At 71.1% G+C, this 22,831-nt stretch carries 16 protein-coding genes; 8 read left to right on the top strand and 8 right to left on the bottom strand.

All coding sequences use genetic code 11. From position 1 onward, the window contains the following. Positions 1 to 28: 28 nt before the first annotated feature. Positions 29 to 1,216: a GGDEF domain-containing protein gene (locus tag M1R94_RS14515; RefSeq protein ID WP_249382429.1), complete on the top strand. Its 1,188-nt coding sequence runs from the start codon at positions 29 to 31 to the stop codon at positions 1,214 to 1,216. On the opposite strand, the gene pflA is transcribed toward M1R94_RS14515, so the two are convergent. The 4 genes from pflA to M1R94_RS14495 form a co-directional block, all read right to left on the bottom strand. After that, positions 1,210 to 2,109 (bottom strand): pyruvate formate-lyase-activating protein, encoded by a 900-nt coding sequence (pflA, locus tag M1R94_RS14510; protein WP_249382428.1) that lies wholly within the window; start codon positions 2,107 to 2,109, stop codon positions 1,210 to 1,212. The two genes, M1R94_RS14515 and pflA, sit on opposite strands and share 7 nt — an antisense overlap. 161 nt (positions 2,110 to 2,270) lie before the next feature. After that, positions 2,271 to 4,550 (bottom strand): formate C-acetyltransferase, encoded by a 2,280-nt coding sequence (gene pflB, locus M1R94_RS14505; protein ID WP_249382427.1) that lies wholly within the window; start codon positions 4,548 to 4,550, stop codon positions 2,271 to 2,273. A 200-nt stretch (positions 4,551 to 4,750) separates the two neighbouring features. Beyond that, entirely contained in the window at positions 4,751 to 6,631 is a 1,881-nt protein-coding gene (dxs, locus tag M1R94_RS14500) for a 1-deoxy-D-xylulose-5-phosphate synthase (RefSeq protein ID WP_249382426.1), read from the bottom strand. A 38-nt stretch (positions 6,632 to 6,669) separates the two neighbouring features. Then, on the bottom strand, positions 6,670 to 8,715 hold the full coding sequence (locus tag M1R94_RS14495) for an amylo-alpha-1,6-glucosidase (RefSeq protein ID WP_249382425.1): 2,046 nt from the start codon (positions 8,713 to 8,715) through the stop codon (positions 6,670 to 6,672). 196 nt (positions 8,716 to 8,911) lie between these two features. On the opposite strand from M1R94_RS14495, the gene M1R94_RS14490 reads away from it, so the two are divergent. The 7 genes from M1R94_RS14490 to M1R94_RS14460 all read left to right on the top strand — a co-directional run bounded on the left by M1R94_RS14490 (position 8,912) and on the right by M1R94_RS14460 (position 15,885). Continuing rightward, on the top strand, positions 8,912 to 10,003 hold the full coding sequence (locus tag M1R94_RS14490; RefSeq protein WP_249382424.1) for a LacI family DNA-binding transcriptional regulator: 1,092 nt from the start codon (positions 8,912 to 8,914) through the stop codon (positions 10,001 to 10,003). Positions 10,004 to 10,065: 62 nt separating this feature from the next. Next, entirely contained in the window at positions 10,066 to 11,337 is a 1,272-nt protein-coding gene (locus tag M1R94_RS14485) for a sugar ABC transporter substrate-binding protein (RefSeq protein ID WP_249382423.1), read from the top strand. Next, entirely contained in the window at positions 11,337 to 12,497 is a 1,161-nt protein-coding gene (locus M1R94_RS14480) for a carbohydrate ABC transporter permease (RefSeq protein WP_249382422.1), read from the top strand. Before M1R94_RS14485 ends, M1R94_RS14480 begins: the two co-directional genes overlap by 1 nt. Further along, positions 12,494 to 13,396, top strand: coding sequence for a carbohydrate ABC transporter permease (locus M1R94_RS14475; RefSeq protein WP_374109471.1), 903 nt, complete (start codon positions 12,494 to 12,496; stop codon positions 13,394 to 13,396). The genes M1R94_RS14480 and M1R94_RS14475 overlap by 4 nt, the downstream gene beginning before the upstream one ends. Before the next feature lie 66 nt (positions 13,397 to 13,462). Then, complete coding sequence (locus tag M1R94_RS14470; protein ID WP_249382421.1) at positions 13,463 to 14,911, top strand: GuaB1 family IMP dehydrogenase-related protein; 1,449 nt, start codon at positions 13,463 to 13,465, stop codon at positions 14,909 to 14,911. A 1-nt stretch (position 14,912) separates the two neighbouring features. After that, positions 14,913 to 15,599, top strand: a complete 687-nt coding sequence (locus tag M1R94_RS14465; RefSeq protein ID WP_249382420.1) for an NUDIX hydrolase — start codon at positions 14,913 to 14,915, stop codon at positions 15,597 to 15,599. Positions 15,600 to 15,633: 34 nt separating this feature from the next. Further along, positions 15,634 to 15,885, top strand: a complete 252-nt coding sequence (locus tag M1R94_RS14460; RefSeq protein ID WP_249382419.1) for a hypothetical protein — start codon at positions 15,634 to 15,636, stop codon at positions 15,883 to 15,885. 73 nt (positions 15,886 to 15,958) lie between these two features. Here the strand turns inward: M1R94_RS14460 and M1R94_RS14455 are convergent, their stop codons facing one another. From M1R94_RS14455 to M1R94_RS14440, 4 genes are all read right to left on the bottom strand, one after another. Beyond that, on the bottom strand, positions 15,959 to 16,402 hold the full coding sequence (locus M1R94_RS14455) for a DUF1801 domain-containing protein (RefSeq protein WP_249382418.1): 444 nt from the start codon (positions 16,400 to 16,402) through the stop codon (positions 15,959 to 15,961). Positions 16,403 to 16,480: 78 nt separating this feature from the next. Then, entirely contained in the window at positions 16,481 to 19,315 is a 2,835-nt protein-coding gene (locus M1R94_RS14450; protein ID WP_249382417.1) for an aconitate hydratase, read from the bottom strand. Positions 19,316 to 19,476: 161 nt separating this feature from the next. Continuing rightward, positions 19,477 to 20,715, bottom strand: coding sequence for a class I SAM-dependent RNA methyltransferase (locus M1R94_RS14445; RefSeq protein ID WP_249382416.1), 1,239 nt, complete (start codon positions 20,713 to 20,715; stop codon positions 19,477 to 19,479). Further along, on the bottom strand, positions 20,712 to 22,796 hold the full coding sequence (locus M1R94_RS14440; RefSeq protein WP_249382415.1) for an APC family permease: 2,085 nt from the start codon (positions 22,794 to 22,796) through the stop codon (positions 20,712 to 20,714). Before M1R94_RS14440 ends, M1R94_RS14445 begins: the two co-directional genes overlap by 4 nt. Between the last annotated feature and the right edge of the window lie 35 nt (positions 22,797 to 22,831).

Genomic DNA, 22,831 nt, shown 5'->3' with positions numbered 1-22,831 from the left:
ATGGCGGGCAACCTGCCGATGAGTGGACGTGGCCATCGCCGACACTGACACGCCCGCGTCGGTCGGCGTCCCGGACCCGGGCGCCGACGACGTGGGTGGGCAGCGCGCTGCCCGGCGGCAGGTGCACCGCTTGCGGATGACCCTGATCGCCGCGACCAACGCCGGCCTGCAGGCCGCCGTGGTGCTCGCCTTCGCCGCGGCAGGGGCCGTCTCGTGGCAGATCGCGGTGGTGTTCACGCTGACCACGATGACCACCACGCTGTCCTTCGCCCTCGCGGTCCGCAGGGGGTGGAACCTTCGCCTGGCCGATCCGAGCATGGCGGTCCCCCAGGTCGTGTCGAGCCTGGTCATCCAGCTGCTCTACCTGGTGCTCGCCCCGAACCTGTGGGTGATCTTCCTGGTGGGGGTCCTGATCACCTTCGTGTTCGCGATGATGAACTTCAGCCCGCGCCAGTTCCGCACGACTCTCGTCGCCCTGGCGGCGGGCATCGGCGTCGCACTGCTGCTGGGGCGCGACAGGTTCGGGCACCCCGGGACCTCGGCGACGGACATCACGCTCCTGTGGGTCTTCTTCGTCCTGTGCATCCACCAGCTGACGATCATCGGGGCGCGGTTCAGCGCGCTGCGGGAGCAGCTCTCGACGAAGAACGCCGAGCTCTCGGCCTCCCTCGAGCGGATCCGTGAGCTGGCCGCGGTCGACGAGCTCACCGGTGCGGCGAACCGGCGGACGTTCATGCAGGCCCTCGTCGAGGAGAGAGACCGGGCCGACCGCACGGGTCAGGACTTCGCGGTCGCCATCCTGGACATCGACCGCTTCAAGTCGGTCAACGACCGCTTCGGGCACTTCGTGGGCGACGACGTGCTCAAGGAGTTCTGCGAGGTCGTCCGGTCCGCGCTGCGCTGCACCGATCGCTTCGCGCGCTTCGGCGGGGAGGAGTTCGCCCTGCTGCTGGTCGGGCCCACGGGGAGCCGGGAGGCGTATGAGGCGGTCGAGCGCATCCGTCGCGCGATCGCGGACCACGACTGGGCACCGCTCACCCGTGACCACTGCGTGACGGCGTCGGCCGGGGTCGGCTTCCGGCGTCCCGGCGAGGGTGTCGAGGCGCTGCTCCGCCGGGCCGACGCGGCGCTGTACCAGGCGAAGGCGTCCGGGCGGAACGCCACCACCCTCGCCGCCGACCAGACCGCCGACGTGGGGACCGACCCGGCTCAGTAGACGGTGAGACCGTGTGACCGGAACTGCTCACGCACCCGTGCGACCAGCTCGGGCGAGGGGGCCTGGGTGTCCTCGAGCTCGTACCTGAGCCCGAGGCTCTCCCACTTGTCGCGCCCCATCTGGTGGAAGGGGAGGACCTCGACGCGGGTGACCGTCGGCAGCGACGCGACGTACGCGGCGACCGCCTCGACGTTCGCCGGGTCGTCGGTCAGGCCCGGGACCAGCACGAAGCGCACCCAGATCTCCGTGCCGCGGGCTGCGAGCCGCCGGCCGAAGTCCAGGGTCGGCTGCAGCTGACGCCCGGTGACCTTCTGGTAGGTCTCGGGGTCACCGGACTTCACGTCGAGCAGCACCAGGTCGATGTCCTCGAGCATCTCCTCGGTGCAGTTCGCGCCGAGGTAGCCCGAGGTGTCGACCGCGGTGTGGATGCCCAGCTCCTTGGCGCCACGCAGGATCCGCGCGACGAAGGCGGGCTGCATCAGCGGCTCGCCACCGGAGATCGTGATGCCACCGCCGGTGACCTGGAAGATGTTCCGGTACCGCGTGATCCGTGCCAGGAGCTCTGCCGCGGTGACCGGCTCCCCCCGGCGCATCTCCATGGTGTCGGGGTTGTGGCAGTAGAGGCACTGCAGCGGGCACCCGGACAGGAAGGTGGTCAGCCGGGTGCCGGGGCCGTCCACCGCGGTGACCAGCTCCCAGGAGTGGACCGACCCCAGCTCTCCGGTACGCATCTGCGCGAAGCGGTCCGACCGGTCGGCCTCGCTCAGGGTCAGCCCGGAGGTCCCGGTCGAGGGACGGTCGTGGCCACCACCGACGAGCGGCACGCCCAGGTCGATGATCGGGGCGCCCGGTCCTGCTGGCGGGGATCCTGCCGAGGTCGTCGCGGTGTCCATGCCCTCAGTCTGACGCAGGCGGGCCGTCAAGTCATAGGACGAATGTCCGAGCAGTCGGACGACCGTGCCCTGAGACCGCCACCCGCCCGGGAGGTCCGAGCGGTCCGGGCACGCCGAAGGGCGTGGCACCGACCTGGTGCCACGCCCTTCGGGTCGAGGTGTCAGAGACCGCCGTGGAAGGTCCGCGACAGCACGTCGAGCTGCTGCTCGCGCGTGAGCCGGACGAAGTTCACGGCGTACCCGGAGACCCGGATGGTCAGCTGCGGGTAGTTCTCCGGGTGCTCCATGGCGTCGAGCAACGTGTCACGGTTGAGCACGTTGATGTTGACGTGGAACCCGTTGGAGACGGTGTACCCGTCCAGCAGACCGACCAGGTTGGTGACCTGCTCGGTGCGCGACCGTCCCAGGCCCGAGGGAACGACCGTGGACGTCAGGGAGATCCCGTCCATCGAGTCGTCGTAGGGCAGCTTCGCCACGCTGAGGGCGCTGGCGAGCATGCCGTGGGTGTCACGCCCGTTCATCGGGTTGGCACCGGGGGCGAACGGCTCGCCGGTGCGACGCCCGTCGGGGGTGTTGCCGGTGTGCTTGCCGTAGACGACGTTGGACGTGATCGTCAGGACCGACTGCGTGTGCAGGGCACCGCGGTAGGTGGGCTGCTTGCGGATCTTGCCCATGAAGCTGCGCACCAGCTCGACGGCGATCTCGTCGACCCGGTCGTCGTCGTTGCCGAAGGTCGGGAAGTCACCCTCGACCACGTAGTCCACGACCAGTCCTGACTCGTCGCGCACGGGACGGACCGTGGCGTACTTCATCGCGGAGAGCGAGTCAGCCGCCACGCTCAGGCCGGCGATGCCGCAGGCCAGCGTGCGCAGGATCGCCCGGTCGTGCAGGGCCATCTCGATGCGCTCGTAGGCGTACTTGTCGTGCGACCAGTGGATGCAGTTGAGCGCGTCGACGTAGGTCTCGGCGAGCCAGTCGAGCAGCGTGTCGTACGCGGCGTAGACCTCGTCGTAGCCGAGCACCTCGCCCTGGATCGGCATGCTGACCGGTGCGACCTGGGTACCCGAGATCTCGTCCCGACCACCGTTGATCGCGTACAGCAGCGCCTTGGCGATGTTGACCCGAGCGCCGAAGAACTGCATCTGCTTGCCGACCCGCATCGCCGAGACGCAGCAGGCGATCGCCGCGTCGTCGCCGCACGCGGGACGGATCAGGTCGTCCGACTCGTACTGGATGGCCGAGGTGTCGATCGAGACCTGCGCGCAGAACCGCTTGAAGCCCTCAGGGAGCTTGTGGCTCCACAGGACCGTCAGGTTCGGCTCAGGGGCCGGGCCCAGGTTGTACAGGGTCTGCAGGTAGCGGAAGGAGGTCTTGGTGACCAGCGACCGCCCGTCCTCACCGAGACCACCGATCGACTCGGTGACCCAGGTCGGGTCGCCCGAGAACAGGGCGTCGTACTCGGGGGTGCGCAGGAAGCGTACGATCCGCAGCTTGATGACCAGGTCGTCGATGAGCTCCTGGGCCTCGGACTCGGTGATGACACCGGCGGCGAGGTCACGCTGCAGGTAGACGTCCAGGAAGGTCGAGGTGCGCCCGAGCGACATGGCGGCACCGTTCTGCTCCTTGACCGCACCCAGGTAGGCGAAGTAGAGCCACTGCACGGCCTCACGAGCCGTGCCGGCAGGACGCGAGATGTCGTAGCCGTAGGAGGCGGCCATCGCCTTGAGCTCACCGAGTGCCTTGATCTGCTCGGCGTTCTCCTCGCGCTCCCGGATGACGTCCTCGGTCGAGCGCTCCATGTTGAGCTCTGCACGCTCGAGCTTCTTCGCCTCGATCAGCGCGTCGACGCCGTACAGGGCGACACGGCGGTAGTCACCGATGATGCGTCCGCGGCCGTAGGCGTCCGGGAGCCCCGTGATCAGGTGCGAGCGCCGCGCAGCCATCACTGCGGGCGGGTAGACGTCGAAGACGCCGGAGTTGTGGGTCTTGCGGTACTCGGTGAAGATCTTCGCGATCTGCGGGTCTGCCTCGTAGCCGTAGGTCTTGAGGGCGCCCTCGACCATGCGCCATCCGCCGTAGGGCATGATCGCGCGCTTGAGCGGCGCATCGGTCTGCAGGCCGACGATCAGCTCGTTGTCGGCGTCGATGTAGCCCGGTGCGTGCGCCGTGATCGTCGACGGGGTGCTCGCGTCGATGTCGTAGACGCCCTTGGCGCGCTCCTCGGGGAACATGGCCAGCAGCCGGTTCCAGATGCCGGTCGTGCGCTCGGTCGGACCGGCCAGGAACTCCGCGTCCCCGTTGTAGGGCGTGTAGTTGCGCTGGATGAAGTCTCGGACGTCGATGCCGTCCTGCCACGGGCCGGCGACGTATCCGCGCCATGCGTCGACAGGCCGCTCGGGCTGCGGGGTGACCGCCGTGCCGTGCTCTGTGGTGATCGCCATCGGGCTGCTCTCCTCGGGTCGGGCTCCTGTGTCCTCGACGCTACGCGAGGACTCATGGGATGACCTGGGACCAAAGGGCCCTACCTGCGGGCCGACCTCGTCCACGGTCGTGATGCCGGTCACACCAAGGATGCCGCATGCCGCAGGGCGCGGGATTAGACCAGTTAGAACCGCCCGCCAGGCGAGACCGACCTGCGGGTCTACGCCTGGCGGAGCGCGGGCAGCACGTCGTGCGCGATGTCCTCGGCGCGCAGGCGGAGCGTCTCGACGAGCTGGATCGGCGTCGCATGGTCGAGGAAGGCGAGCGGGATGCCGAAGCAGTGCACCGCGACCTCGAGACCTGCCTCGGCGCAGCGCTGACCGAGCAGCGAGCCCACCCCTCCGTCGACCACGCCGTCCTCGACGCTCACCACGTGGTCGTGCTCACCGGCGAGCTTGACCAGGGCGGGCTCGACCGGCAGGACCCACCGCGGGTCGACCACGGTGACCGTCATGCCCTCACCCGTGAGCAGGGCGCCCACCTCGAGGGCCGTCGAGGCATGTGCGCCCACCCCGACGACGAGCACCGAGGGCAGGCCGGCGGTGCCTGGGTGCCGCGCCAGCACGTCCACACCGTCGAGGGTGTCGATCGCGGGGATCGGCTCGGGCAGCGGCCCCTTGGGGTAGCGCACGACGCTCGGGCCGTCGTCGACGTCCACCGCGGTGCGCAGGGCGGAGCGGAGCGTCGCCTCGTCGCGCGGCGCGGCCAGGCGCAGACCCGGCACGATCCGCAGCATCGCCATGTCCCACATGCCGTTGTGGCTGGCGCCGTCCTCACCGGTCAGTCCTGCGCGGTCGAGCACGAAGGTGACCCCGGCCTTGTGCAGGGCCACGTCGAGCAGCACCTGGTCGAACGCGCGGTTGAGGAAGGTCGCGTAGACCGCGACGACGGGGTGCAGCCCCGCGAACGCCATGCCGGCCGCCGAGGTCGCGGCGTGCTGCTCGGCGATCCCGACGTCGAAGGCGCGAGACGGGAACTCGGTCGCGAAGGGCGCCAGGCCGACGGGCTGCAGCATCGCCGCGGTGATCGCGACCACGTCGGACCTGCGCCGACCGATCTTAACCATCTCGTCGGCGAACACCGAGGTCCATCCGAAACGCGACGGGGCCACCGGCAGCCCGGTCTCGGGGTGGATCTGACCCACGGCGTGGAACCGGTCGGCGACGTCCTGCTCGGCGGGGATGTAGCCCCGACCCTTCTCGGTCATGACGTGCACGATCACCGGCCCGCCGAACGCCTTGGCCCGCCGCAGCGACTGCTCGACCGCTGCGATGTCGTGGCCGTCGATCGGACCGACGTACTTGAGCCCGAGGTCCTCGAACATCCCCTGGGGCGCGACGACGTCCTTGAGGCCCTTCTTGAGGCCGTGCAGCGCGCCGTAGGCGAGGCGTCCTGGCGGACCCGAGCGGCGCAGGGTCCGCTTGCCCCAGTCCAGGAAGTTCTCGTAGCCGCGCGTGGTCCGCAGGGTGTCCAGGTGGTGCGCGAGACCGCCGATGGTCGGGTCGTAGGAGCGGCCGTTGTCGTTGACGATGATCACCAGCCGACGATCCTGCGAGGCGGCGATGTTGTTCAGGGCCTCCCAGGCCATCCCTCCGGTGAGCGCGCCGTCACCGATGACCGCCACGACGTGCCGGTCCGCACGACCCCGTACCGCGTAGGCCTTGGCGATCCCGTCCGCCCAGGACAGCGCCGTCGACGCGTGGGAGTTCTCGACGACGTCGTGCTCGGACTCCGAGCGGCTCGGGTAGCCCGAGAGCCCCCCGCGCTTGCGCAGCGCCGAGAAGTCCGTCCGTCCGGTCAGCAGCTTGTGGACGTACGACTGGTGACCGGTGTCGAAGACCATCGTGTCGCGTGGCGACTCGAAGACCCGGTGCATCGCCAGGGTCAGCTCGACCACACCGAGGTTGGGCCCGAGGTGCCCACCGGTACGGGACACGGACTGCACGAGGAAGTCACGGATCTCGGTCGCGAGCACGGGGAGCTGGCCGGGCGTCAACGACCGCACGTCCTCGGGCGAGGTGATCCGGGGCAAGATGGCCATCCGGACATCGTACGGCGCAACCGCCCCCCGGACCTCGCTCACCGCAGCCCGAGAGGAGCCTGCGTCCTGACCTCGACGAGGTGCCCGGCGGCGTCGACCTCGATGTCGAGGGCGTGGCCCGCGATCCGCAGCCCGCGGATCCGCGTCGCCCCGAACGGAGAGGGGGTCGTCGGAGAGACCTGCAACGTGCCACCGGGCACGTCCGGGACCAGTCCGAGCCCGCTGACCAGCAGGACGACGGCCGACGCGGCCGACCATGCCTGGGGGCGGCACGCCGCGGGGTACGGCACCGCCGACGGCACGGTGCCGCGCGCGTCGCCGCCGTGCAGCTCGGGCAGCCGGTAGCCGACCTCGCTCCCTGCCGCCAGCAGGCCCTCAGCCAGCGCCGCAGCGACCGCGGTGTGTCCCGACCGTGCCAGTCCCGCGACCGCGATCGCGGTGTCGTGGGTCCACACCGCACCACCGTGGTAGCGGAGCGGCCAGTACCCGTCCGCACCGGTCGACAGGGTGCGCAGCCCGTACCCGGAGTCGAGCGACGCCGAGCCGAGGCGCCGCGCCACCTCCGCCTCCTCCTGGGCGTCGAGCAGACCGGTCCCCAGCAGGTGGCCGATGTTGCTGGTGAGGGTGTCCACGGGCTTCTTGTCCGCGTCCAGGGCGATCGCCGGGTACGCGCCCTCGTCGTCGGTGACCCAGAAGCTCTCACGGAACCGCACCGCGAGGTCCGCCGCCCACGCACGCCAGGCCTCGGCACCGGGGCGCCCGAACGCGTCGAGCAGGTCCGCGCCGGCCCGTGCTGCCTCGTGCGCGTAGGCCTGCACCTCGCACAGGGCGATGGGTCCGGTCGCCAGCCGGCCGTCACGCCACTGCACCGAGTCCCCCGAGTCCTTCCACCCCTGGTTCGCCAGGCCACGGCCCCCCTCGTCGAGGTACTCCAGGAAGCCGTCCCCGTCGGCGTCACCGTGGTCGCGCATCCAGCCGAGGGCGGCCTCCATGGCGGGCAGCAGCGCGGACACCTCCTCCGCGGGCATCCCCCAGCGCCAGGCGTCGTGCAGCAGGCACACGAACAGCGGGGTGGCATCGACCGTCCCGTAGTAGAGCGGCGGCAGCACGCGGTCGCCGTCACCGAGCGGGAGCGGCTTGCTGCGCACCTCGTGCAGGATCTTCCCGGGCTGCTCGGCGGTCTCGACGTCCACGACCGTGCCCTGGCGGGCGGCCAGGGTCCGCAGGGTCCCGGCCGCGAGCTCGGTCCCCAGGGGCAGCATCATCCGCGCCGCCCAGAGGCTGTCGCGTCCGAAGAGGGTGAAGAACCACGGTGCGCCGGCGGCGAGGAAGACGTCCGTCGGGGCGAAGGCGGCGCTCATCCGCAGGGTGCTCAGGTCGTCCAGCGCCTGCCCGACGAGTGCCGGCAGGCGACGGTCGTCGCTGGTCACCTCCGGGGTGGACCACGTGGCCCCCTGCGGTCCGGCGACGACCACGGCCTGCGGGGTCCTCGCACCGAGCTCCCAGGTGACCGTCGTCGCGACGCCGGGAGCAGCGGTCATCCGCCAGCTCAGCTCCGGGTGACGGGGGTCCTCCAGACCGATGAGGGCCCCTGGTGCCGTGACATGGACCGCGGCGTCGGCACCGCTCCATGCCAGGCCGTCGTCGGTGAGGTGCGCCACCTGTGGCCGACCGGTGCGACCGGCCTTGACAGGCTCCATCTCCGCCAGGTCGCAGGCGAGCGTGAGGGTCAGGGTGAGGTCGACAGGTGCTGCGGTGCCCGTGGTCACCTCGAGCCTCTCGCGGACCGCGCCAGGGGTGACCGTGCGGGTCCGGCGCAGTCGTACCGTCGGGTCGGCGCCGGGTTCGTCCACGGAACGCAGCAGCGAGACGGCCTGGATCACGCCCGGGCCGTCAGGTCCCGCCGCGACGGGCTCGGGCTCGTGGCCGTCGACCGTGAGCACGGCCTGGGACAGCACGCGCAGGTCCCCCTGGTAGACCCCCTGAGCACCGACGGCCCGGATCTGCCCGTCGTGACCCGACCATGCCTGGGTGGGTGCCATGGTCGCGGCGAGCAGGTCGTGCAGAAGCGGTTGCAGCTCCATCGGTGTCTTCCCCTCGGTGCACAGGTTCGTGATCAGGTCGTGATCTGGGGCCGGGGCCTCTGCTCTTGACAACCCCGACTCGGCGATCCACGCTGTGGATATCCATTTGAGCGATCCAACGCCGCGAACACTACGCGATTTGATCGCTCCAATACAGTCCCGGCGAGAACGGGGCACCCAGCGCAAGGAGGCGTCTGTGGACGGCCGTCCCACCCTGCAGTCCGTCGCCGATCGAGCCGCGGTCTCCCGCCAGACCGTCTCGAACGTCCTCAACGCCCCGCACCTCGTGCGCCCCGAGACGCTCGAACGGGTGCAGAGCGTGATCGACGAGGTCGGCTACCGGCCCCACGGGGCGGCCCGCCAGCTGCGCACCCGTCGATCCCGCGTGATCGGCCTGCGCCTCCAGCCCTCGGTCGACGGGATCAACGGGGCGGTCCTGGACCGCTTCCTGCACGCCCTGACCGAGCAGGCACAGCTCCGCGGCTACCGGGTCATGCTGTTCACCGCGACCGACGACCACGCCGAGATCGGCCAGTACAGCGAGCTGCTCGACACCCTCGAGATCGACGCCTTCGTCCTGACCTCGACCCACCACGGCGATCCACGCACCCGGTGGCTCGCCGACCACGACGTCCCGTTCGTCACCTTCGGACGACCCTGGGACCCACCGGCCGACGGGGCCACCGCCCCCGAGCACGCCTGGGTCGACGTCGACGGCGCCGCCGGGACACGTGCCGCGGTCGAGCACCTGCAGTCGCTGGGGCACCGGCGGATCGCGTTCCTCGGCTGGCCCGCAGGCTCGGACACCGGCGACGACCGGCGCCTCGGCTGGCGTCGCGCCGTCCAGGCCGCCGGGGTGCCCGACCACGAGCTCGACGCCCTCGACGTCGGTGTCCTGGACGGGGTCACCAACGGCGCGCAGGCTGCGCACCGTCTGCTGGCCCACGTCTCGCCGACCGCCTTCGTCTGCGCGAGCGACTCGCTCGCGCTCGGCGCGCTCGCCGTGACCCGGTCACCCGCCGCCGTCGCCGGCCCGACCGGCCGCCGCGCAGACCTTCCGTCGCCCGCCGTCATCGGCTTCGACGACACGCCCGTCGCCCGCGCCGTCGGGCTGTCGAGCGTCGCACAGCCACTCACCGAGGCGGCCGGCCGGTCCCTCAGCCTCCTGCTCGAGCAGCTCTCGGCACGCCACCAGGGCCCCTCGACCACCACAGCCCGTGGCAACGACCACCACGTCCTGCTCAGCCCGAGCCTCGTGGTCCGAGAGTCCTCGGCCCCCTCCGCCTGACCCGCACGACCGCCCGAACGCCACCGACCGAACGCCCTCGCTTCACCGACGAAGGAGACACCATGCGTCGCACCGCACGCAGCACCACCCTCACCGCCCTGATCGCAGGCGGCGCCCTCGCCCTGACCGCCTGCGGCGGAGGCTCGAGCTTCGACGACGACGAACCCGCGGGGACGGCTGAGCCCGGCACCGGGGACGGCACCGGGGCCTCACTGACGCTGCTCATCGGCTCGAGCGGCGACGCCGAGACGGACGCCGTCAACGCCGCCGTCGCCGCCTGGTCCGAGCAGTCCGGGATCGCCGCGAGCGTCAACGTGGCCTCGGACCTCAACCAGGAGCTCGCCCAGGGCTTCGCGGCCGCCAGCCCGCCCGACGTCTTCTACGCCAGCACCGACCAGCTCGCCGGCTGGGTGGCCAACGGGTCGCTGCACCCGTACGCGTCCGAGCTCGCCTCGGCAGACGACTTCTACCCGTCCCTGCAGGAGAACTTCACCGTCGACGGTGAGTTCTACTGCGCGCCGAAGGACTTCTCGACCCTCGCCCTCGTGATCAACGAGGACGCCTGGACCGAGGCAGGTCTCACCGAGGCCGACGTCCCCACCGACTGGGACAGCCTGCGGTCAGCGGCTGAGGCGCTCACCACCGGCGATCAGGTCGGGCTCGCGTTCGGGCCCGAGTACCAGCGCGTCGGGACCTTCATGGCCCAGGCCGGAGGCGGACTGGTCAGCGAGGACGGCACCGAGGCCATCGCGGACAGTCCCGAGAACATCGAGGCCCTGACCTTCGTCCAGAGCATGCTCACCGACGGCATCGCGGCCTTCCCGTCCGACATCGACACCGGGTGGGGCGGGGAGGCGTTCGGCAGCGGGCGCGCCGCGATGACCATCGAGGGCAACTGGATCACCGGTGCCCTGCGCAACGACTTCCCGGACGTCAGCTACCTCGTGGCGCCGTTGCCCGCCGGTCCCGCCGGTCAGGGCACCCTGCAGTTCACCAACTGCTGGGGGATCGCCGCCGACAGCTCGAACCAGGAGGCCGCGATCGACCTGGTCGAGTTCCTGACGGCGACCGAGCAGCAGGCGGAGTTCGCCGAGGCGTTCGGTGTCATGCCCTCGGTCGAGTCCGCGGGTGACGACTTCCGCAGCACCTTCCCGGAGCAGGCCGCGTTCCTCGACAGCGCCGAGTTCGCCGTCGGGATGCCGACCGTGCAGGGCGCCTCGGACGTCATCGCCGACTTCAACGGCCAGATCGAGGGCCTGCGCACCGCTGACGTCGAGGCGATGCTGCAGTCCGTCCAGACCAACATGCAGGCCGTGCTGGACTCCGCAGGCTGATGTCCACGACACGCAGTGCGGAGGCGACCAGCGCGTCTGCCCGCAGCCCACGGCGGTCGCCGTCTCGTCGCTCCGGTGTCCGGGGCCGCGAGGCGGCGGCCGGGTGGCTCTTCATCTCCCCCATGATCGTGATCCTCGGGCTCTTCCTGGTGGTGCCCGTCCTGATGGCGGCATGGGTGAGCGTCTCGGACTGGACCGGTCGCGGGAGCCCGCTGTCCTCGACCGTCGGGTTCGTCGGCGGTGAGAACTACAGCCGACTCCTCGCCGACGGCGGTCTGGCCACCCAGGACTTCGGCACCGCCGTCCGCAACAACGCCTGGTACGTGTTCCTCGTCGTGCCGCTCCAGACGGCGCTCTCGCTGTTCCTCGCCGTCATGGTGAACCGGAAGGTGCTGCGGGGTCGTGGCGCGTTCCGCACCGCGTTCTACTTCCCGTCCGTCACGAGCTCGGTGGCGATCACCGTCCTCTTCCTCTTCCTCTTCTCCGCCTCGGGCGCCGTCAACAAGGGCCTGAGCTACCTGAGCATCACCGGACCGAACTGGTTCGCGGACGCGCGCGGCGTGGTGCACGTGCTCCTCGGTGCGCTGGGCGTGCAGAGCGGCCCGGCCGCGCTGACCGGCAACGGCTTCCTGGGGATCACCTGGTGGTCCTGGATCAGCGGCCCGAGCGTGGCCATGAGCGTGTTCATCATCATGGCCGTGTTCACGACGTCCGGGACGTTCATGCTGCTGTTCATCGCCGCCTTGCAGCAGATCTCCGGTGACGTCGAGGAGGCTGCCCTCATGGACGGGACCTCTGCCTGGCAGCGCTTCTGGTACGTCACCGTCCCGATGCTCCGTCCCACGCTGTTCACGGTCATCACCCTGGGGCTGATCGGGTGCTGGCAGGTCTTCGACCAGATCTACACCGGCACGCAGGGCGGACCCGCGAAGACGACGCTCACTCCCGCCTACCTCTCCTACCAGTCGTCCTTCGAGCAGCAGCAGTGGGGCCGCGGCGCCGCGATCGCGTTCGTGCTCTTCGCGATCATCGTGGTCCTGACGATCATCCAGCGGCTGATCCTGCGCGAGCGGGACACCGTCCCCAGGCGCAAGCGGTTCATCCATCCCATCCGTACCGGCGAGAGCGGTGCCGTCCCCGGAGCAGGAGCCCAGCGATGAGCGCCACGACCCTCGACCCGGCCCGCGACTCGGCGAACCGTGCCCGTGAGCTGCGCGCGGACCGCTCCGCGAGACGTCGCCGCACCGGGACGTTCTTCGTCTACGCGGTGCTGCTCATGATCGTCCTCATCTACATCTACCCGTTCCTGGTGCAGGTGTCGACGTCCTTCAAGTCCGAGGCCGAGGCGGTGGCCTCGCCCCTGGGCCTGGTCCCGCAGCACTGGACCTTCGCCGCGTACGAACGGCTCTTCCTACGGTCCGACTACCCGGTGTGGTTCAAGAACTCCGTGATCGTGACCATCTGCGTGACGCTCGGCCGGGTCTTCATCAACTCCCTCGCCGGCTACGCCCTGGCCCGGCTCGAGTTCCGTGGGCGCGGCCTCGTCTTCGCCGGGCTGGTGGCCGTCATGGCCGTCCCCGGCGTCGTCCTGCTCATCCCGAAGTTCCTGGTCATCAACCAGCTCGGCATCTACAACACCTACGCCGGCATGATCATCCCGCTGCTGGCCGACGCCGCGGGGATCTTCATCATGAAGAACTTCTTCGAGTCCATACCCCGCAGCGTCGAGGAAGCCGCCCGGATCGACGGTGCAGGCCCCTTCCGCATCTACTGGTCGGTGGTGCTGCCCATGGCCACGCCCGCGTTGGTCACGCTGGTGATCCTGGCGTTCCAGGGGTCGTGGAACGAGCTGTCGCACTTCATCGTCGCCTCGTCCGACCCCGAGCTGCGCACCCTCACCAAGGGTGTCGCGCAGCTCGCATCCGGCGGACTGGGCCAAGGACTCCAGTACCCGCTCAAGCTCGGCGCAGCCGCGATCATGACGATCCCCGTCGCTGTCCTCTTCTTCGTCTTCCAGCGGCGGATCATGAACGTGACCAGCGGTGCCGTGAAGGAGTGACCGTCGCGTCGTCGGGCCCGAGCGTTCCACGGGCTTGGCGACGCGCGGCACCCTTAGGCTCACCTCATGCGCTTCCTGCCAGGCCACCAGCCGACGACCGACCTCACCTACGGCGACGTGTTCCTCGTCCCGTCCCGCTCCGACGTCGCCTCACGCTTCGACGTGGACCTCTCCGCCTCCGACGGGACGGGCACGACCCTGCCGATCGTCGTGGCCAACATGACGGCCGTGTCGGGACGGCGGATGGCCGAGACCGTGGCACGCCGCGGCGGGATGGCGGTCATCCCCCAGGACATCCCCGCGGACGTCGTGGCTGATGTCGTGGCGAGCGTCAAGGCGCGGCACACGGTGGTCGAGAGCGCCGTCGCGATCGGCCCCACGGACACCGTGCACACGGCCCTGACACTGATCGGCAAGCGATCGCACGGCGCGGCGGTCGTGGTCCAGGACGGCCGCCCGATCGGCGTGGTGTCCGAGGCAGACTGCCAGGGCGTGGACCGCTTCACCCAGGTCTCGGAGGTGATGACGCCCGACCCCACGGTGGTCGAGGTCGACGTCCTGTCCGGGCCGGACGGGCTCGAGGCCGCGTTCGAGCGGCTGCACGCGTCCCGACGTCGCTTCTCCCCCGTCGTCAGCGCCGGGGTGCTCGTGGGTGTCCTGACCCGCACGGGTGCGCTGCGCAGCTCGATCTACACCCCCGCGCTGGACTCCTCCGGGCGGTTGCGCGTCGCCGCGGCGGTCGGCATCAACGGCGACGTGCGGGCCAAGGCCGCTGCCCTGCTCGAGGCGGGGGTGGACACCCTCGTGGTGGACACCGCCCACGGCCACCAGCGGCGCATGCTCGAGGCGCTGGCCGCGGTACGCACCCTGTCCCCCGACGTCCCGGTCGCCGCGGGCAACGTCGTCACCGCCCAGGGCACCCGCGACCTGATCGAGGCCGGGGCGGACATCGTCAAGGTCGGGGTCGGGCCGGGAGCGATGTGCACCACCCGGATGATGACCGCCGTCGGCCGGCCGCAGTTCTCGGCCGTCCTGGACTGCGCGGCCGAGGCCCGCCGGCTCGGGGCGCACGTCTGGGCCGACGGCGGCGTCCGGCACCCGCGCGACGTGGCCCTGGCGCTGGCTGCGGGCGCCTCGCAGGTCATGGTCGGCTCGTGGTTCGCGGGGACTCACGAGAGCCCGGGCGATCTCCATGACGACGGGACCGGCAGGCTCTACAAGGAGAGCTTCGGCATGGCCTCCGCGCGCGCCGTGGCCGCACGGACCCAGGGCGGGTCGGCGTTCGACCGGGCCCGCAAGGCCCTCTACGAAGAGGGCATCTCCTCCTCACGGATGTACCTCGACCCCCACCGGCCCGGTGTCGAGGACCTGCTCGACCAGATCACCTCGGGGCTGCGCAGCTCGTGCACCTACGCCGGTGCGGCGAGCCTGGCCGAGTTCGCCGAACGTGCGGTCGTGGGGATCCAGTCGGCCGCCGGCTATGACGAGGGCAGGCCGCTGCCCGCAGGTTGGTGACATGAGGACGGGGTCCGACCCGGGCGGGGGGCAGGGGCCTCGCGCACAGGTCGCCGCCCTCGTCGGGCGCGGCGTCGCGTGGGGCATCCCCGGTCGACTCCTCGATCCCGGTGCCCGGCCCGCGGCTGTCCTCGTGCTGCTCGGTGTGCTCGACGCGCTCCCTGCCCACCACCGGCTCGCGGCGGTGCCGGCCGACCTCGACGTCCTGCTGGTCCGGCGCGCCTCGACGCTGAACCATCACGCCGGCCAGGTCGCCTTCCCGGGCGGTCGGGTCGACCCCGGGGACCGGGACGTGGTCGCCGCAGCGCTGCGCGAGGCCGAGGAGGAGACCGGCCTGGACCGAACGGGGATCGAGGTGCTCGGCACGCTGGACCCCGTGCCGGTACCGGTGAGCGACCACCTCGTCACCCCGGTCCTCGGGTGGTGGGCCAGCCCGTCACCCGTCGGGGTCGTCGACGCGGCTGAGTCGGCGACGGTCTTCCGAGCACCGGTCGCCGACCTCGTCGACCCGGCCAACCGCTCGAACGTCGTGCTGCGCCGGGCCGGGGTGTCGCACCGGTCTCCCGCGTTCGACGTCGCTGGTCACGTCGTCTGGGGGTTCACCGCCCTGGTGCTCGACCGCCTCCTCGACGAGCTGGGCTGGGCCCAGCCGTGGGACCAGGAGCGGACCCGTCCTGTCCCGCTCTGACCCCTGCCGTGACGACGCGTGCGAGGATCGGACGATGAGCGGCAGCCCGACAGACTGGACCTCCGGGGAGCGGGTCTTCGCCCCGCCGAGCGGGACCGTGGACGTGGACTGGCTCGTTCCCGCGGTCCTCGAACGCTGCGACGGCACGCACCCGGCGCAGGCGCGCTCAGCCCTCGTGATCGCCTGGTCGGCGGTCCGGGACGGCGAGACCCCACCACGTCACGACGACCTGGGTCGTGTGGCGGCCGAGGTCGTCGAGGCCGCGCGGCGAGCCTTCCGCGGCTGAGACCCCCACGGTTCGCCGACGCGGTGTGCCCGGGCACCCTGCACCCGGCACCCCTGCGCCCGGCATCGCGAGGTCAGGGCCAGGTGCGGGTGGTGGTGACCTGGTACGAGCGCCGGACCATCTCCTCCAGGACCGTGAGGTCGACGTCCTCGAGACGCTTGAGGTACAGGCAGGACACGCTCGTGGTGTGGGGGCCGAGTCGCTCGAGCTGGTCGGTGTAGCCCTCGAAACCGTCCGCGAGGTAGACCGTGGTGCTCGCCTTGCGCGGGGAGAACCCGACCGCGGCCGCGTCACCCTCGCGACCCGTCGCGTAGACGTAGTGGTACCGCCCGAAGCCCACGATCGACGAGCCCCACAGCTTCGGAGGCTGCCCTGTGGCACGGGACATCATCTCGACCAGCACGTAGGCGTCCGCACGGCGGACGTCGTGCTCGATGCCGGACAGGAAGGTCTCGACGTCCTCGTCCGTCTCGACGGTCCTGACGACCGACCTGTCCGACTGCCGCTGCGCGCTCATCCGTCGATGGTCGCGCAGCGGCTCGCCGATGTCACGCGTCCGGCGGCCTTCCCAGGTCGGCGCCCCCGGAGCGCACGGTCAGGCCGTGACCAGCGAACGCAGCACGTACTGCAGGATGCCGCCGTTGCGGTAGTAGTCCGCCTCGCCCGGCGTGTCGATCCGCACGACGGCGTCGAAGGTCACCACGGTCCCGTCGGGGGCTGTCGCGGTGACAGCGACGGTCTCGGGGACGGGTCCGTCGTTGAGCGCGGTGACCCCGGTGACGTCGAAGGTCTCCGTGCCGTCCAGACCGAGCGAGTCCGCGGACTCGCCCGCCGGGAACTGCAACGGCAGGACGCCCATCCCGATGAGGTTGGAGCGGTGGATGCGCTCGAAGCTCTCGGTGATCACCGCGCGCACCCCCAGCAGGCTGGTGCCCTTGGCGGCCCAGTCGCGCGAGGACCCCGAGCCGTACTCCTTGCCGCCGAGGATCACCAGGGGCACTCCCGCCCGGGCGTAGGACTGCGCCGCGTCGTAGATCGTCGTCTGCTCACCCGTGAGGTGGTCGACGGTGAATCCCCCCTCGACACCGGGCACGAGCTGGTTGCGCAGCCGGATGTTGGCGAAGGTCCCCCGGATCATGACCTCGTGGTTGCCACGCCGCGAGCCGTAGGAGTTGAAGTCACGTCGCTCGACACCGTGCTCGGCGAGGTAGGCACCGGCCGGGCTGTCGGCCTTGATCGAGCCCGCCGGGCTGATGTGGTCGGTGGTGACCGAGTCGCCCAGCTTGGCGAGAACGCGGGCACCCGAGATGTCGACGACCGGCTCGGGCGTCGCGGACATGCCGTCGAAGTACGGGGGCTTGCGCACGTAGGTCGACGACTCGTCCCAGGCGAAGGTGCTGCCCTCGGGGGTGGAGAGCCCCTGCCACCGGTGGTCCCCGGCGAAGACGTCGGCGTAGTCGGTGGTGAACATGGCACGGTCGATCGAGGAGTCCATCGTGGACTGCACCTCGGCCGGGGCCGGCCAGATGTCGCGCAGGAAGACGGGGTCGCCCGACTCGGTGTGCCCGAGGGGTTCGTTCTCGAAGTCGAAGTCCATGGTCCCGGCGAGCGCGTAGGCGATGACCAGGGGCGGGGAGGCGAGGTAGTTCATCTTCACGTCGGGGTTGATGCGGCCCTCGAAGTTCCGGTTGCCCGAGAGCACCGAGACGACCGACAGGTCGTGCTCGTTGACCGTCGCGGAGACCTCCTCAGGCAGCGGGCCCGAGTTGCCGATGCACGTGCCGCAGCCGTACCCGACCAGGTGGAAGCCGAGCTTCTCGAGGTAGGGCCACAGCCCGGCCTTCTCGTAGTAGTCGGTGACGACCTTGGAGCCGGGCGCCATCGAGGTCTTGACCCAGGGCTTGGCGGCGAGTCCCTTGGCCACGGCGTTCTTGGCCAGGAGGGCGGCTGCGAGCATGACCGACGGGTTCGAGGTGTTGGTGCACGAGGTGATCGAGGCGATCACGACCGAGCCGTGGTCCAGCTCGGTCCGCGTCCCGTCCGCGAGGGTCACGGGAACCCGCTTGTGCGGTCGGTGCTCGACGTCACCGTGCCCGACCGGCGCGGGTGCGTCCGAGGTGTCGGCGTGCTCGCCGGCAGCGATCGGGTCGGAGGCCGGGAACGTCTCCTCGACCGAGGCGTCCAGCCCGGTGAACCGTGCCTTCTCGTCCGCGCCGACGTAGTCCAGGATCGATGCGGCGAAGGCCTCCTTCGCGGCGGTGAGCTCGATGCGGTCCTGGGGGCGCTTGGGGCCGGCGATCGAGGGCACCACGGTCGAGAGGTCCAGCTCGAGGTACTCGGAGAAGGCGGGCTCGACGTAGTGCGCCGAGGCCGGGTCGTGCCACAGGCCCTGCTCCCTGGCGTAGGCCTCGACCAGCGCGACCTGCTGGTCGGAGCGTCCGGTCAGGCGCAGGTAGTCCAGGGTCACCCCGTCGATCGGGAAGATCGCGCAGGTCGAGCCGAACTCGGGGCTCATGTTCCCGATGGTGGCACGGTTGGCCAGCGGCACCTCGGCGACACCGTCCCCGTAGAACTCGACGAACTTGCCCACGACCCCGTGTGCGCGGAGCTGCTCGGTGATGGTCAGCACGACGTCGGTCGCGGTCACCCCGGGCGGGATGCTCCCGGTCAGCCGGAAGCCCACCACCCGCGGGATGAGCATCGAGACGGGCTGGCCCAGCATCGCCGCCTCGGCCTCGATGCCGCCGACACCCCAGCCCAGGACGCCGAGACCGTTGACCATCGTGGTGTGCGAGTCCGTGCCCACGCAGGTGTCGGGGTAGGCGCGCAGGACCGTCTGCCCGTCCACCTCGACCTCACGGGTCATGATGCCGCGGGCCAGGTACTCGATGTTGACCTGGTGGACGATCCCGGTTCCGGGAGGCACGACCTTGAAGTCGTCGAAGGCGGTCTGACCCCAGCGCAGGAACTGGTAGCGCTCGTGGTTGCGTTCGTACTCGAGCTCGACGTTGCGTTCGAAGGCATCCGCGCGACCGGCCACGTCGATCTGCACCGAGTGGTCGATGACGAGCTCGGCCGGGGCCAGCGGGTTGATGCGTGCGGGGTCCCCGCCGAGATCGGCGACGGCCTCGCGCATGGTGGCCAGGTCGACCACGCACGGGACGCCGGTGAAGTCCTGCATCACGACACGCGCGGGGGTGAACTGGATCTCCACCGAGGGCTCGGCCGTGGCGTCCCACCCGGCCAGGGCCTGGACGTGCTCGGCGGTGATGTTCGCGCCGTCCTCGGTGCGCAGCAGGTTCTCGGCAAGCACCTTGAGGCTGAACGGCAGGCGCTCGAGCCCCGGCACCGAGGCCAGCCGGTAGATCTCGTAAGAGGTCCCTGCGACCTCCAGGGTGCCCTTCGACCCGAACGTGTCGACGCTGCTCACAGTGGCTCCTTCACCTGGTTCTCGTCCTGGGGCGGCACCGGGCCGCCGGACCTCGCAGACCTTCTCGCAGGCTACCGACTTCGGGTCTCCGCGGATATCTCGATGTCAAGATACATCGTACCGGACAACGCCCGGGCAGGCGCCGACTGACCTCGCGCGCCTCAGGGACGATCGAGGACCGCGACGCACTCCACGTGGTGCGTCATCGGGAACAGGTCCAGCGCCCGCAGGTCGCGCAGGGCGTACCCCCTGTCCCCCAGGTACGCGACATCCCGCGCGAGCGCCGCAGGGTCGCACGCGACGTAGACCACCCGCTGCGGCGCGAGCCGGACCACGTGCTCGATGACCGCGCGCCCCGCGCCCACCCGCGGTGGGTCGAGGACGACGACGTCCGCGGCACCCACCACGTCGCGGGCCAGGACCTCGCGGACCTCACCCAGGTGGAGCTCTGCCTGCGGGTGGTCGTGCAGGTTCCGGCGCGCGTCCCTGACGGCCCGGGCATCCCCCTCGACCGCGACGACCCTGCCCGACTCGCCCACCAGCCCGGCCAGCGGCAGCGTGAGCAGTCCCGCCCCGGAGTACAGGTCGACGACGGTCGCACCGGGCCGCGGACCGACGGCGTCGACCACCGCCCCGGCGATCACCGCCGGAGCCTCCCGGTGCACCTGCCAGAACCCGTCCGCGGCGACCCTCCAGGTCAGCGTCCGCCCGTCCACGACAGCCCGCTCACGCACCGAGGAGCGTGCGTTGGGACGCCGGTCCGGGCCACGGTCGGTCCACGGCACCCCGTCCACGAGCACGAGCGGACGGTCCTGCCCGACCGGCGCCACGACGGTCAGCCTCGCCCCGGCGGGCCAGCTGCGCCCCAGGACCCCCAGCTCGGTGATGCCGGGGACCGCCAGAGGCATCGAGTCCAGCGGCACCACCTCGTGCGAACGGTGACGGTGCATGCCCGGCCGCCCCTGGGCGTCGGCCACCAGCTCGATCCGGGTGCGCCAGGCCAGGCCTCCACGCTGGTCGTCCCCGGGGGCCGCCTCGACCACCACGTCGAGGTCGGTGCGGGCGAGGCGGCGGAGCTGCTCCGCCACGACCGCGCCCTTCCAGGCGCGCTGGGCAGGCAGGGAGACGTGCGACAGCTCGGCTCCCCCGACCCCGCCCGGTCCCGCCTCGGGCCAGGCGTCCGCCACCCGGTCGGGGCTCGGCTCGAGCACCTCGACGACCTCGGCCCGCCAGAACCTTGCCCCCGGGTCGGTGCCGGTCACCCGCGCACGCACCCGCTCACCCGGCAGGGCGTGCCGCACGAAGACGACCCGGCCCTCGTGCCGCGCGACGCAGTGGCCCCCGTGTGCCACCGGCCCGATCTCCAGGGTCAGGACCTCGTCGGAGGTCGCGACGCTCATCGCGGAGTCTCCGGGGAGGGCGGAGCGGTCGGCTCCTCGGGCGACCCGGCGGGCGTGGCACGCTCGTCCACCGCCGCCGGGGGGATCCGGGTGCGAGGGTCAGGGGCGCCCGGACGCGACCCCGCGGCCGAGGCCGAGGACGCCAGCTGCCACGGGACCGAGGCGACCACGACCCCGGGCGTGAAGAGCAGGCGGTTCTTGAGTCGCATCGCGCTCTGGTTGTGCAGCAGCTGCTCCCACCAGTGCCCCACGACGTACTCGGGCACGTAGACGACGACCAGGTCCCGCGGGCTCTCACGCCTGATCGACTTGACGTACCCCAGGATCGGGCGGGTCACGTCACGGAACGGTGAGTCGAGGATCTTGAGGGCGACCGGCAGGTCCAGGGCCTCCCACTGCTCGCGCAGGGCCGCGATCTCGGCGGGGTCGACGCTCACCGTGACCGCCTCGAGCACCGAGGGGCGCGACGCCCTCGCGTAGGACAGCGCGCGCATCGTGGGCTTGTGCAGCCGCGACACCAGCACGATCGCATGCACGCGGCTCGGCAGGGCCCGGGCGGCGGCCGGGTCCTCACCCAGCGCGAGCTCGTCCCCGACCATCTCGTAGTGCTTGCGGATACCTCGCATCAGCAGGTAGGCGACACCCATCGCCACGATCGCGATCCAGGCACCCCGGCTGAACTTGGTGATCAGCACCACGACCAGCACCGTCCCGGTCAGGGCCAGTCCGACCGCGTTGATCGAGCGCGAACGGAGCATGCGCGTCCGGGCACCCGGGTCGTGCTCGGTCCGCAGGAGGCGGTTCCAGTGCTTGACCATGCCGAGCTGGCTGAGCGTGAAGGAGACGAACACGCCGACGATGTACAGGTGGATCAGCCTGGTCACCTGGGCGTCGAAGGCCCAGATGAGCACCATCGCGCCCACGGCCAGGGCGACGATCCCGTTCGAGAACGCCAGCCGGTCGCCGCGCGTGTGCAGCTGACGGGGCAGGTAGCCGTCGCGGGCGAGGATCGACCCGAGCACCGGGAAGCCGTTGAAGGCCGTGTTGGCGGCGAGCACGAGGATCAGCCCCGCGACCACCGCCACCAGGAAGAACGCCGGCGGGAAGCCCGAGAAGACCGTCTCGGCCAGCTGGCTCAGCACGGGGTTCTGGACGTAGTCCTCCCCCACCAGCTGACCGTCACGGGTCAGCTGCTCGGCCGGGAACTCCACGTAGTGGACCCCGGTGGCCCGGGCCAGCAGCAGGATCGACATGATGAAGGTGACCGAGAGCGTCCCGAGCAGCAGCAGGGTCGTCGCGGCGTTTCGGCTCTTGGGCGCCCGGAAGGCCGGCACCCCGTTGCTGATCGCCTCGACCCCGGTGAGTGCGGCACAGCCCGAGGCGAAGGCCCGCAGGACCAGGAAGCCTCCAGCGATCCCGACCAGCCCCTGGTCGAACCCCGAGACCGGGACCACGCCGAGCTCGGAGCTCGCGGCCATCGGCAGCGTCCCGGTGACGTAGCGCAGGAAGCCCACCACGGCGATCAGCCCGAGCGCGAACATGAACAGGTACACCGGGAGCGCGAAGAGCCGGCCGGACTCCTTGACCCCGCGCAGGTTGGCCAGGGTCAGGACCAGGACGAGGCCGATGGCGAAGTGCACCTCGTAGCCGCGCAGCGCCGGGACCGCGGCCGCCGCGTACTGCGCCCCGGCCGAGATCGACACGGCGACCGTCAGCGCGTAGTCCACGAGCAGCGCGCTGGCCACCGACAGACCCGCCCGCGGGCCGAGGTTGACCGTGGCCACCTCGTAGTCGCCACCGCCCGAGGGGTAGGCGTGCACGTTCTGCCGGTAGGAGGCCACCACCACGGCCATGACCAGCACGACCGCCAGGCCCACCCACGGCGAGATGAAGGCGGCGCTCAGCCCGGCGATCGACAGGGTCAGCAGGATCTCGTCAGGGGCGTAGGCCACCGAGGACAGCGCGTCCGAGGCGAAGGCAGGCAGGGCCAGCCGCTTGGGCAGGAGGGTGTGACCGAGACGGTCGCTGCGGACCGGGCGGCCCAGCAGCAGACGCTTCGCGGCATCAGCGATGTCCGACACGAGAGCCCATGCTAGGCCTCATCGCGGACCCCGTC

This window comes from Actinotalea alkalitolerans (assembly GCF_023369855.1).
GTDB lineage: Bacteria > Actinomycetota > Actinomycetes > Actinomycetales > Cellulomonadaceae > Actinotalea.
The sequence above is the reverse complement of the archived record's forward strand: the minus strand, read 5'-3'. Positions and strand labels throughout refer to the sequence as shown.